We start from the raw sequence: 11,743 nt of genomic DNA, 5'->3' as shown, positions 1-11,743 counted from the left end.
TATAATACTACCATAGCGGTTCTCATAGTAATGAAGTACATTCAATTTTCTTCCCCCTACTCCCTACTCCCTACTCCCTACTCCCTACTCCCTACTCCCTACTCCCTACTCCCCAAAATGTACCTCACCTATTTGATAACTGCTATGTATCTAATTAATAATCTGATTAATACAAGGCTGGGTTTAAAAAGCATACCGGTAGCACAATCGCCCCTAACTTCAGATTAAAAAATTTTCGATAATACTAACATCATTCAAAACTAACTTAATGCTAAAACGTTCTCCCGGTTCACCACTTACTTGCAACTTAATATTTTCCGTCTCTCTGGCTTGGGTTTGAATCACCGCAATTCCCTCGTGATCAAGCACCATAATCTTTAGATTCTTGGGAAGACGGTCTCCACCACAAGCAGGAAAAAGTTCAATGAATATAGTCATTTTGGGTGAATCCGTTGGATGTAGCTCCACAAATAAAGCCACCTTCTCGGCACCCCAGGCAATTTCCGAACCGAGTAGCTTACCTCGTTTTACTCCCACGGTGGTATGCAATCCTTTACTAGGTTGGTCAAAGGGGAAACTTCTGAAATCAAGCATTGGCTCCGGTGCTGGCTGTAAGATAGTTTCCACAGTCTTCCAATCTGCCTCAAAACTATTGTCTAACCACTGGCTTAATCGCACAACTGGTGTCTGGTTTTGTGGTTGCTGTTGTTGGGTATGGTGTTTTTGCATAGTGTTCGACGGTGAAGTATCGGGACAGAAGACCTTGGGTTTGAGAGCATGACTATGGCTCCACTGCTTTGCCCGTACCTGGGATTGGGGAGATTGCCGATACTCTCTAATGTGTCGCGGTAACTCTTTCAGGGTTCGCAATTGGTTCACGGGGAATTCTTCTGTTACCACTTTATCAGCAAATCCTACCAGAGTTGCCTCCTGCAATGCTTGATCAAGCTCCACCCCCACATAACCAATTCGTTCCTGCCAAACTGCTGCTGGAACTTTGACACACTTAGCCTCAGGTAAAACAAGTCTACACTCCAACTTACCATGATTTTTAACCGTCAGATCCGCAACATCCATCAGGGTTTGCATCACTGGGTTCCAACTGTCGCTTTCCTCTAAGTTTGTCTCAAATCCCATACACCGCAAGTAAAAGTTAACTGCATACACTGCCAGAGTATTGAAATAAACCTGTTTCGCTTTAGTCAGATTAGCTTGGTGCTGTTGAAATTCCTTTGCTCTGCGATGTGCTGCTAAAGCTAGCGGAACTCTAAAGGTTAACGGTTTAATGTACGACTTAATGGTAGAGGTCATGATTACATCCTGTGCTGAGTCCAATCATAGTATTCCCTAACCTAGGAGCATAATCTACCTAGTAATCCTAATTCCTAGGTAAACAATACTTCTGATCAAAATAGTCCTGATTTTTTATTTCTGAGTAATAAATGTCAGTTTGGGAGTAAGCATTCAGCTATTAGCTATCAGCTATCAGCTTTGAGCTATTAGCTATCAGCTATCAGCTATCAGCTATCAGCTTATGCGGGCTACTTGAGATGCTTTTGAATAAAATAAGCTGACCACTGACCACTGACTGCTGACCGCTGACCGCTGACCACTGACCACTGACCACTGACCACTGTTGGCGTAGCCTGCGCGTAGCGCATATGCTTACGTTTGGGATGAGCTAGTGTTATACCAATTCCCTAAAATTAGCCTACCAATACTTTACCATAAATAACTATAGTATTTTCCTTTAATAGGTAAAAATTAAATTAATTTAAAAATAATTAAAAAAGCGATGCAGCGCGATGTTAAAAGCTTTTTCATTTCCTGGCGACTGCTATATAAATGACTTAGTGTAGGAACACTAATTCCGAATAATTCAGATATATCCTTCCATTTTTTTCCGTCAATATAGGCTAAAGCGATAGTTTGAAACGTTGCTTCAGGATGGTTTATGATATGCTTTTGGAATAGCCGATCAGGGTCTTCGTCTGGATGGGCGGCAAATTTTACGCGATCGCGAAGCGGCGACCTAGGAGCATCGCAAAATTTGCTTAACCAGTTTTCCTAAAGCTTGCTGCCGCTCTTGAGTATCCCGTGGGTACCTTTGCACTTGGCATACCAGCTGCCTAATTTGCTCTTTCATCGCTATCCATTAGAAACACTGACCTGCTTACTTATCAAGCTGAGCTCAAATTTTTATGGGTTAATTTACAAAACTTTATTTTTTGCCAGAATCCTAGGGTGGGCAGTGCCTAGCAACCCGATTGGCTTACTTGCTGATTAAGGTTAGTGCCGCTGGCAATAGTGGAGGGTTTTCCCCTGCTAATCCTGCTAGTTATGCCATGGAATACGGTTTCTCAGTAGAAGCCATAAAAAGCGATCGCACAATTGCTCACTTCTCCAATGGCGCTGGTGATGACAGCAACATGTACGACCTTGTTGCACCAGGGGTTGACATCTTTTCGACCTTACCTGATCATACCTATGCCAGCTGGATTTGAATTAAGAATGTAGAATGTAGAATTTAGAATTTAGAATTTAGAATTTAGAATTTAGAATTTGGAATTTAGAATTTAGAATTTGGAATTTAGAATTTGGAATTTGGAATTTAGAATTTAGAATTCTCCATTCTCCATTCTAAATTCTCCATTCTCCATTCTCCATTCTCCATTCTCCATTCTCCATTCTCCATTCTCCATTCTCCATTCTCCATTCTCCATTCTCCATTCTCCATTCTCCATTCTCCATTCTCCATTCTCCATTCTCCATTCTCCATTCTCCATTCTCCATTCTCCATTCTCCATTCTCCATTCTCCATTCTCCATTCTCCATTCTCCATTCTGCATTCTGACAGACAACCTTCAACATGCAACCTCTCGACTATCGGTTGATTTTCTGGGTAAATTCTGAAGGTATCCTGGAAAATCTGCCATCGGCTGCAACTGACTTAACGGTAACTCATTAGTTGCCACATTTTCGACAAATCCCAGCAGTTTAGCTTCTGTCAAGGAGTCATTCAGTTGCACCGCTATATAACCAATTCTGTCTTGCCAAACCTCTTCTGGGATGTAAACAAACTCGGCATCTGGTGAGACTGGTTTACATTCGAGCTTGCCATAATTTTTAACCACTAAATCAGCCACATCTAGGAATGTCTGCATGATGGAATTCTGGCTATCACTAGAGTCTAAATCAGTTTCAAATCCTAGACCCTGTAAGTACTGATTCACTGCATACACCGCCAAGGTATTGAGATAAACCTGTTCGGCTTTTTCCAGATTAGATTGCTGTTGGCAACGCTGTTCTGCTAGCTGATGGGCTGCTTCTGGTAGTGTGACCATAAGTAGTGTGACCATAAGTTGACAGGCTGGTATGGCTGAGCAATCCCTCCATTTTAGCCTTACCAATAAATTATCAACTCTATCGGTAGTATAATATAGATATTAATAATTCCCTTTAACTCCTAAAGTTGATGTAGGTTTATGTATTGAGCAGATTAAGCACCGATTTTTATAAGCAGGTATTTGTTTATACCATTTTCAGCCCATCTCTTCCTCTATATATCTCTTGATTTCAGGGGCTAATTTCCTGATATTACGTTGAAAGAAGTTATTCAGGGATGAAATTTTAATTCCTAAATAGTCCGATATCTCTTGCCATTTTTTTCCGTCGAGGTACGCTAAGCCTATGACTTGCAAGGTGGCGGAAGGATGGTTTTTAATATGTTTCTGTAAGAGGTTTTCGGGGTCTTCTTTAAAATAGTGTCTGACCTGGTCATACAAGGTCAGTTCTGTTTCCGGTTGTGCCACAGTCTCTATGGTGAGCGATTCCCCAGTCAGCTCAGACAAGTTGGCGGATAAAGGCAGAGAGGCTTTAGCCATCTCAAACACTAATGAATCTCCTGTGGTTCGGTCTTTTGCGATTAACTGGCACAACAAAAATAAGACCATCATAATTTTAGTAACTTTACCGGCATCGGTCTTGTTTGTAATTAAGCCTTTGATGGTCAGTGTTATCCAAACAATCACATGATCTAGTTTGGTGTTTTTAATCAGAGCGCTCAACTGATATTTGATTCTGACAATTTTGCCAGATTGAGCTTGGATAAATGGGTCAGTGAGGTCTTGTTGAGCTTTTTGTAACATCTTATCGAGGCGATAATTGACCCAGGCTAGAAACTTTCCTTTTGCTCGATTGTAGTGATTGAGGTTTTGATAGACATAATACAATGTCCGATTCACAGCATCATCATAGACCTCAGGAGAAAATTGGCCTCGATGGCAAAGCTTACCGGAAAGCTTAATGGCATTGAGCAATTCCGTTAAGGCATAAAATCGCTCTGGGGTATGGGGTTGGTGCCGTTGTGCTTCTAGGGCTAGCTGCTGAAGACGACTCTCGTCGAGTACCTTCTTAAAAACACTATCCCGCCAAGACCCCCACTCCTGATCAGAAGTCATTTGTAGATATCGACTGTCAATATCATCGTCGATTTGATGGTTGAGCTGCTGCTGTACGGTCTGATAAATCTCTAGATAGATGCCAGATAGAGGGTGACCTGGCCGTGGGCGACAAACTTTACGGGTACGCAAAATTTGCTCAACCAGTTCTGCCAAAGCCTGGTCCCGCTGTTGATTTTCCCGAGGATAGTGTTGTAGTTTAAGCACCAGCTGTTGAATTTGCTTGTTCATGACCATTGATCAGGAATCCTTGTGCAATTAGTTATCAGGGTAATTTCCAAGTTTTATGGCATTTGTTACAAAACTTTATAATAAAATTTACAAAACTTTATATAAAACTGTAGAAAAATTGGATTTTTGGAGTGATTAACAGAGTGAGGGCAGTCAAAAAGGCGTGATGCTTTTGATGGCAAAACCGATCATAATGTGCTGTTTAATAGGGTTGAATTACTGCTGATTTGCTTACCATCATGACTGGAAAAAAGATGTAATTTCAGTCAACTTAAGTCAAGTTAAATCCAGGAGAAAAACCATGTCAACTATCGACAAAATCACTGCCAATGAAGAACTTTTTACTGAATTAACTCCCAAACAAGGGGCTGTGGTAGAAGGAGGTGCCACTTTACAGGTTCGATGCTAAATTTGCGGAACCCTGGTCAAACTGTGCGCTCTGGAGAGGAAATTGCCCAAATTCTTCCCGGTGATGCACCCTTGAAGGTAAAGGCAGTGGTGTCACCAAGCGATATTGGCAAGTTGGCAGAAGGTCAAAAGGTTCACATGGGCGTATCTGCCTGTCCTTATCCAGATTATGGTACCCTCAAGGGTGTAGTCAGCCAAATTTCCGAAGATACTATTAAACCCCAAAGTAATGGTGCTAGAGCAATGGTTTCTAGTGCTTTAAGCCAGAAGGGGCGTGCCGCTACTGCTTTCTACGAGGTGACGATCTCGCCAGAAAGCCATGTGCTCGGTAAAGGCAAAAACCAGTGTTCCCTTCAATTGGGAATGGAGGGCAGAGCCGATATTATTTCTAGAGAAGAGACTGTGCTAAGACTCCTGCTCAGGAAGGCAAGGCTAGTCACAGACTTGTAATGTGATATCATACCTGTTCCCTGTTCAACACTTCTGGCATGCATGCCTTTTGCGTGTTGATTTAGGTTTATGTATTGAGCAGATTAAGCACCGATTTGGATAAGCAGGTATTTGTTGATAGAACTTTCAGCCCATTTCTTCTTCTATATATCTCTTGATTTCCGGGGCTAATTTCCTAAGATTACGTTTAAAAAAGTTATTCAAGGATGAAAGTTTAATTCCTAAACAATCCGATATCTCTTGCCATTTTTTTCCGTCGAGGTAGGCTAACCCTATCACTTGCAAGGTAGCTGAAGGATGGTTTTTAATATGTTTCTGCAAGAGGTTTTCCGGGTCTTCTTTAAAATACTGTCTGATCTGATCAGACAACGTCAGTTCTGTTTCTGGTTGTGCCACAGTCTCTAGGAGTATCGATTCCCCAGTGTTCTCAGACAAGTGTGAGGAGAGAGGCAGAGTGGCTTTAGCCATCTCAAACACTAAGGAATTCCCCTTTGTCCGGTCTTTTGCGATTAACTGGCACAACAGAAATAATACTATCAGAATTTTAGTAACGTTACTGACCTGGGTCTTGTCTGTAATTAAGCCTTTGATGCTGAGTGTGATCCAAATAATTACATGCTCTAGTTTGGTACCTTTAATCAGAGCGCTCAACTGATATTTGATTCTGACAATTTTGCCAGCTTGAGCTTGGATAAATGGGTCAGTGAGGTCTTGTTGAGCCTTTTGTAACATCTTATCGAAGCGATAATTGACCCAGGTTAGAAATTTTCCTTTGGCTCGATTGTAGTGATTGAGGTTTTCATAGACATAATACAATGTCCGATTCACAGCATCATCATAGACTGACGGGGAAAATGGGCCTCGATGGTAAAGCTTACCGGAAAGCTTAAGGGCATTGAGCAATTCCGTTAAGGCATAAAATCCCTCTGGGGTATGAGGTGGGTGTCGTTGTGCTTCTAGGGCTAGCTGCTGAAAGCGACCCTCGTCGAGTACCTTTTTAAAGACACTATCTCGCCAAGAGGCCCACTCCTGATCAGAAGTCATTTGTAGATATCGACTGTCAATATCATCGTTGAGTTGATGGTTGAGCTGCTGCTTTACGGTCTGATAGATCTCTAGATAGATGCCAGATAGAGGGTGACCTGGTCGTGGGCGACACACTTTACGGGTACGCAAAATTTGCTCAACCAGTTCTGCCAAAGTCTGCTCCCGCTGTTGATTTTCCCGAGAATAGTGTTGTAGTTTAAGCACCAGATGTTGAATTTGCTTGTTCATGACCATTGATCAAGAATGCTTGTCTAAGTAGGTGGGCATAAATCAACGTTAAGCAGGTACACAAAATTAATTGCACATAAAAAAAACTCAAATCCTTGTATGGTAAGGGTTACAGAGATTTGGAGTAGGCAATTAATTCTGTGTAGGTGCTTAAAACTCAAAATAGTAAAATGAAGCTGAAAGCCTTTATTAAAGAGGTTTTCAGCATTTTTAATCTCAATCGCTATTTTACGGATAGTTAAGCCCACCTACTTAATTTGACATCAGGGTAGTTTCCAAGTTTTCTGGAATTCGTTACAAAACTTCATATTTACAAATAGTTACAAAACTTTATCTTCGGCTGTATAAAAATTGGATTTTCGGAGTGATTACTTTTGTGAGGGCAGTCAAAAAGCCTTGATGCTCTTGATGGCCAAACTGATTATAGGGTTCTGTAACTCATAAAGCAGAACTACTTCTAGCTAAATGAAAAATTTGACTCTAAGGAGAAAACAATGGTAGTGAGATTCGGCGGTCCTGGCAACGATACACTCAATGGTGGAGGTGGAAACGACATTCTGAATGGACTTGGCGGCAACGACATTCTGAATGGACTTGGCGGCAACGACACACTCAATGGTGGTTTTGGCAACGACATACTTAATGGTGGAGCTGGAACCGACACCACTAATGGTAGTTTTGGTAATGATACCATAATTGACGACGATGATGTTAATTTCGACATCCACAATGGCGGTTCAGGAATCGACACTATTGATTATTCCAATGTCACATTTGGCTCCCGTCGGGTCACCATCAACCTGGCAACTGAGACCACCTCGGTTTTTCGAGGTAATACCGAAACGATTCGCAATTTTGAGAACGTCGAGGGCTCTCAGAGGGGTGAGACAATCATCGGTACCACCGGCGCAAACCGGCTCAACAGTAATGGTGGCAATGACATCATCAATGGTGGAGGTGGAAACGATACTCTGAATGGAGGTGCCGGGAATGACACACTCAATGGTGGTTTTGGAAACGATATTATGAATGGAGGTCGCGAGAATGACTTACTCAACGGTGGTTCTGGCAATGACTTACTCAACGGTGGTTTCGGAAACGATACTCTGAATGGAGATCGCGGGAATGACATACTCAACGGTAGTCTTGGGAATGACATACTCAACGGTAGTTTTGGGAACGATACTCTGAATGGAGGTCGCGGGAATGACATACTCACCGGTAGTTTTGGGAATGACAGACTCAACGGTAATTCCGGAAGCGATATTCTGAATGGAGGTCGCGGGAATGATAGCCTCATCGGTGGTTCTAACAATGATAACCTCGTTGGCGCAGGTGGTAACGATAGCCTAGTTGGAGGTTTGGGCTCAGATACCCTTAACGGTACTAACAGTATTCTAGACGGTGTTGGTGAAATTGATATCCTTGATCCTGGTGATTTCTTTGCCAGGGATCTGATTATCCTGGGCACCGGTGGCTCGATCTATTACAACGGTGCTGGTGTAGATTACGCTGTCATTGACAATTTCGACAGATTTAGTTCCTTCGGCGAAACTGACTCTGACAAGATCCAGATTTCCGGGTCATTGTCCAATTACAGGTTAAGCTCATTCACAGGTACAAGAGCTGGTGTTTCTATTACCAACGGTACTCGCATTAGCTTAGGTACAGAAGACATTGCTTTTGTCGATTCTAGTGGTTTACTGACCGCTAATGACTTTATCTCAGTCTAGTCGCCAAGGCACTTTATCTAACCGGGTGATAAGTAAGATTGTTTGCTTTACTCGCTCTGTAGAGTTTAGGGGAAAGCTGCTGATAGGATACCTGGTGAGAGGGGTGTTGATACCAAGTTGCATTAATACCTAGCACCCCATCACCATATCACACTATCACCTTTTGAGGAAGATAGTATTTTAGGACTTACAAGGTTTAGTCGGCTTAGTAAGTCCTAAGATGAATTATACAGGTTATACCAATTTCAAGGAATATTGTTCAAGTATTATTTTTACACAGGAATAACTACCCATCCTGACAATACTCTATGATCACCTGATCATCTAACTTAAAACTCATCATCCTCTTCTGACCACTTGCCCTTAGACTCAGCCGCCCTAGGGCTACTTCTATGCTTCACCTGATAACCCTGCTCTGGCAATAACTCCAACTGCTTACCCGTCTGGGCTCCTTCCGGCTGTTTGCGCCTTCGCGGTTCATTCTTGCTACCACCACCATGGCGACGCCAAGAGGTTCGTTCTTCAGAAGTATCCTCGGCTACTACTTCATACAATAACGCCACCTTCTCCCCATCTTTTCCTTTACGCAATACCCGACCCAAGCGCTGGATATACTCCCGAGATGAACCGGTCCCTGATAAGATAATCGCTACTCGCGCATCGGGTACATCGACTCCCTCATTCAACACATGGGATGCCGCTAAACACCGATACTCTCCCTCCCGAAATCGCTTCAAAATATCATGACGCTCTTTGACTGGGGTTTGATGAGTAATCGCAGGAATCAATAACTCTTGAGAAATCCGATAAAGTGTAGCATTACCATTAGTAAAAATTAACATCTTCTCTGGGTAATGCTGAGCCAGTAAATCTAGCAAAATCCTTAATTTTCCATCGGTACCTAAGGCAATTTCCTTAGCCTCCCGGTGAGCTAACATGGCACGGCGTCCGCTTTGCGATCGCGCACTTGCTATCACAAACTGCTGCCAACCTTTAATACTCCCGAGATGAATGTTAGAGGCTCTCAAAAAATCATTGCGCAACGTCATGCAAGAATTATAGCGATCGCGTTCTTTTTGGGACAGCTTGACCTTAATCTGAATTACCTTATGGTCAGCTAGGGCCAAACCCGCCAATTGATCAGGGCTTTTCCGATAAACCTCTGGTCCTATCAAACCATTAAGGTCCCAATGACGGCCATCGGAGCGGTCTGGGGTTGCTGTCAGTCCTAACCGATAGGGTGCGATCGCATATTCCGCAATCACCTTATAAAAATCCGTAGGTAAGTGATGACACTCATCAAAAATCACCAAAGCGTACCGATTCCCTAAGGTTTCGGCATGAATAGTGGCACTATCATAGGTGGCGATCAGGATAGGCGTGCGATCGCGAGAACCACCCCCCAACACTCCCACCTCCACATCTGGAAAGGCTGCTTCGAGTTGAGCATACCACTGGTGCATTAAATCTAGGGTTGGTACCACAACTATGGTACTACGAGGAGTGTCTTGCATTGCCAACTGGGCCAGATAAGTCTTACCTGCTCCCGTTGGTAGCACCACTACCCCTTTACGACCGGCTTGCTTCCATGCCAACAGAGCTTCCCGTTGATGGGGATAAGGTTCCATCTCAAAACTAGATACTAGTGGCAGAGGCACAAATTCCCTAGCATCATCGATAAAATCAACCTTTTCTCTGAGTAAGCTTTCTACCAGAGGACGATAGTGAATTCCTCTAATCCGAAACTTCTCTACCCGATCATCCCAAGTGGCATACTCCACCCAAGCTTTGCCCCTCGGTGGTGGATGCAAAATCAGAGTTCCCCGGTCAAAGGTTAATCTAGGGGTGCGTGGCATGAATTAGGCCTCTTGCATAAGTCTCATCAACCTTGGTGAAGACAAGGCAAAAGGCAAAAGGCAAAAGGCAAAAGGGATAGATTTTGATTTCATATTTATTTTTGCAAGAGGTCTATTGAAGGAGGTTTCTTTGCTATTGTCGTACCGGTTCCGTTGCATTCAGCCGTCAGCCGTGAGCTAAAAGCTCACGCTACGCGAACAGCCGTCAGCCTTTGGCTCACGCTGCTTGAGGTGCTTTCCATAACTCAGCATTATTCGAATGCTTACTTGTTTTCTTGATTATTGCGCGAGTGGGGGAAACCCCCGCAGGTCGGCGCTGCATCGCTTATTCAAAAGCTGTTCGGTGTAGCTTCCTCATAGCCCATAAGCACATCAAGTAGCACAATCTGTAGCGCATTAGCTGATAGCTGATACGCGACACGCTGATAGCTGATAGCTTACGCTTCAATAGCTAATAATACCAGACCACTGAACTTTCTTAAGTTGATTACGGCGATAGGAAAAGAAACGCTCTGGTTCAGAGTAAGTGCAGTGGGGTGCGATCGCAATTTGTTCTGAATCAATGCCCAATTGTTCCAACTGTAAGACATTCACTCGCCGCACATCCAAGCGTACTCGTCCGGGTTTCGGGTCCTCTAATATTGGGGAGTCTGCTAGCTCCTGCAACACCCCCAGAATTGATTCAGTGCTATCCCCTTGATCAGTAGATACAATACTAGCTCCCACTTCAGCCGCCACGGTTTCTGATACCTGATAGCATTCCCCTGTAATTGCTGGACCGAGAGCAATGCGTAGATTTTCTTTACAGCTACCATTGTTTAGCAATCGTGCGATCGCATTAGGAACAATCCGTTGAGCAGTACCCCGCCAACCCGCATGAACTGCTGCTACCTGTCCGGTTTCGATATCCCCAATCAGTAAGGGCGTACAATCTGCCGTACAAACCCACACAGCTTGCTTAGCTTCCTCACTTATAATACCATCAGCCGGTGGTTTATTGGAGTCTGGCTCACCGTTTTGGGTACTTTCAATTTCCCCAGGAGTCAGTACTGTATTGCCGTGGACCTGTTTAACTCGATACACCTGGGCATCAGGCTGGAGTACATCGACCATTTCTTCAGGAGAACGGGGAGAAAATGCTGAGGAAAAGAAGCCGTGATTCCATTGCTTCAATAGGCTACTCGTTAAATAGGGCAAATTGTTCCAAGTGTGCCAGTGCCAGGTATGCATTTAAATTTTGTTTACGGTTTACACTTTACAGTTTACAGCTTACAGTTTCTACTGTTGTGACTTTAAACTATTGTGCATTTCAATTAGATATTATTTAGTT

11 protein-coding genes are annotated in these 11,743 nt (G+C 43.3%); 4 read left to right on the top strand and 7 right to left on the bottom strand.

Translation table 11 applies throughout. The annotated features are described in order from the left end of the window. The first annotated feature begins 30 nt into the window (after positions 1-30). Entirely contained in the window at positions 31-228 is a 198-nt protein-coding gene (locus F6J90_RS39930) for a hypothetical protein (RefSeq protein WP_293107421.1), read from the top strand. Here the strand turns inward: F6J90_RS39930 and F6J90_RS39925 are convergent. Further along, on the bottom strand, positions 220-1,311 hold the full coding sequence (locus F6J90_RS39925) for a DUF1822 family protein (RefSeq protein WP_293107418.1): 1,092 nt from the start codon (positions 1,309-1,311) through the stop codon (positions 220-222). The genes F6J90_RS39930 and F6J90_RS39925 overlap by 9 nt on opposite strands. A 956-nt stretch (positions 1,312-2,267) precedes the next feature. Here F6J90_RS39925 and F6J90_RS39920 point away from each other — a divergent pair. Continuing rightward, a complete protein-coding gene (locus F6J90_RS39920) occupies positions 2,268-2,504 on the top strand; it encodes a S8 family serine peptidase (protein ID WP_293107415.1) in 237 nt (78 codons plus the stop codon). A 114-nt stretch (positions 2,505-2,618) separates the two neighbouring features. Here F6J90_RS39920 and F6J90_RS39915 read toward each other — a convergent pair whose 3' ends face one another. The 3 genes from F6J90_RS39915 to F6J90_RS39905 form a co-directional block, all read right to left on the bottom strand. Beyond that, a complete protein-coding gene (locus F6J90_RS39915) occupies positions 2,619-2,828 on the bottom strand; it encodes a hypothetical protein (protein ID WP_293107412.1) in 210 nt (69 codons plus the stop codon). 36 nt (positions 2,829-2,864) lie between these two features. After that, positions 2,865-3,359 (bottom strand): DUF1822 family protein, encoded by a 495-nt coding sequence (locus tag F6J90_RS39910; protein ID WP_293107409.1) that lies wholly within the window; start codon positions 3,357-3,359, stop codon positions 2,865-2,867. A gap of 183 nt (positions 3,360-3,542) precedes the next feature. Further along, positions 3,543-4,691, bottom strand: coding sequence for a hypothetical protein (locus tag F6J90_RS39905; protein ID WP_293107405.1), 1,149 nt, complete (start codon positions 4,689-4,691; stop codon positions 3,543-3,545). A 402-nt stretch (positions 4,692-5,093) separates the two neighbouring features. Between F6J90_RS39905 and F6J90_RS39900 the strand changes: the two genes are divergently transcribed. Then, a complete protein-coding gene (locus tag F6J90_RS39900) occupies positions 5,094-5,549 on the top strand; it encodes an HlyD family efflux transporter periplasmic adaptor subunit (RefSeq protein ID WP_293107402.1) in 456 nt (151 codons plus the stop codon). 126 nt (positions 5,550-5,675) lie between these two features. On the opposite strand, the gene F6J90_RS39895 is transcribed toward F6J90_RS39900, so the two are convergent. Further along, entirely contained in the window at positions 5,676-6,824 is a 1,149-nt protein-coding gene (locus F6J90_RS39895; RefSeq protein WP_293107400.1) for a hypothetical protein, read from the bottom strand. A 494-nt stretch (positions 6,825-7,318) separates the two neighbouring features. Between F6J90_RS39895 and F6J90_RS39890 the strand changes: the two genes are divergently transcribed. Further along, positions 7,319-8,557 (top strand): calcium-binding protein, encoded by a 1,239-nt coding sequence (locus F6J90_RS39890; protein ID WP_293107397.1) that lies wholly within the window; start codon positions 7,319-7,321, stop codon positions 8,555-8,557. Positions 8,558-8,886: 329 nt separating this feature from the next. Here the strand turns inward: F6J90_RS39890 and F6J90_RS39885 are convergent, their stop codons facing one another. Together F6J90_RS39885 and pgeF are read right to left on the bottom strand one after the other, a co-directional pair. Further along, complete coding sequence (locus F6J90_RS39885; protein WP_293107395.1) at positions 8,887-10,413, bottom strand: DEAD/DEAH box helicase family protein; 1,527 nt, start codon at positions 10,411-10,413, stop codon at positions 8,887-8,889. A 444-nt stretch (positions 10,414-10,857) separates the two neighbouring features. After that, positions 10,858-11,643, bottom strand: coding sequence for a peptidoglycan editing factor PgeF (pgeF, locus tag F6J90_RS39880; RefSeq protein WP_293107392.1), 786 nt, complete (start codon positions 11,641-11,643; stop codon positions 10,858-10,860). Between the last annotated feature and the right edge of the window lie 100 nt (positions 11,644-11,743).

It is taken from the genome of Moorena sp. SIOASIH (assembly GCF_010671925.1).
Classification (GTDB): domain Bacteria; phylum Cyanobacteriota; class Cyanobacteriia; order Cyanobacteriales; family Coleofasciculaceae; genus Moorena.
This window is presented reverse-complemented; position numbering and strand designations above follow the sequence as displayed.

Bases quoted from the DNA above. Each gene is read 5' to 3' on its own strand.
- F6J90_RS39930 (WP_293107421.1), top strand. From the start codon at position 31: ATGAAGTACATTCAATTTTCTTCCCCCTACTCCCTACTCCCTACTCCC.
- F6J90_RS39925 (WP_293107418.1), bottom strand. From the start codon at position 1,311: ATGACCTCTACCATTAAGTCGTACATTAAACCGTTAACCTTTAGAGTT.
- F6J90_RS39915 (WP_293107412.1), bottom strand. From the start codon at position 2,828: ATGGAGAATGGAGAATGGAGAATGGAGAATGGAGAATGGAGAATGGAG.
- F6J90_RS39910 (WP_293107409.1), bottom strand. From the start codon at position 3,359: ATGGTCACACTACTTATGGTCACACTACCAGAAGCAGCCCATCAGCTA.
- F6J90_RS39905 (WP_293107405.1), bottom strand. From the start codon at position 4,691: ATGAACAAGCAAATTCAACAGCTGGTGCTTAAACTACAACACTATCCT.
- F6J90_RS39900 (WP_293107402.1), top strand. From the start codon at position 5,094: ATGCTAAATTTGCGGAACCCTGGTCAAACTGTGCGCTCTGGAGAGGAA.
- F6J90_RS39895 (WP_293107400.1), bottom strand. From the start codon at position 6,824: ATGAACAAGCAAATTCAACATCTGGTGCTTAAACTACAACACTATTCT.
- F6J90_RS39890 (WP_293107397.1), top strand. From the start codon at position 7,319: ATGGTAGTGAGATTCGGCGGTCCTGGCAACGATACACTCAATGGTGGA.
- F6J90_RS39885 (WP_293107395.1), bottom strand. From the start codon at position 10,413: ATGCCACGCACCCCTAGATTAACCTTTGACCGGGGAACTCTGATTTTG.
- pgeF (WP_293107392.1), bottom strand. From the start codon at position 11,643: ATGCATACCTGGCACTGGCACACTTGGAACAATTTGCCCTATTTAACG.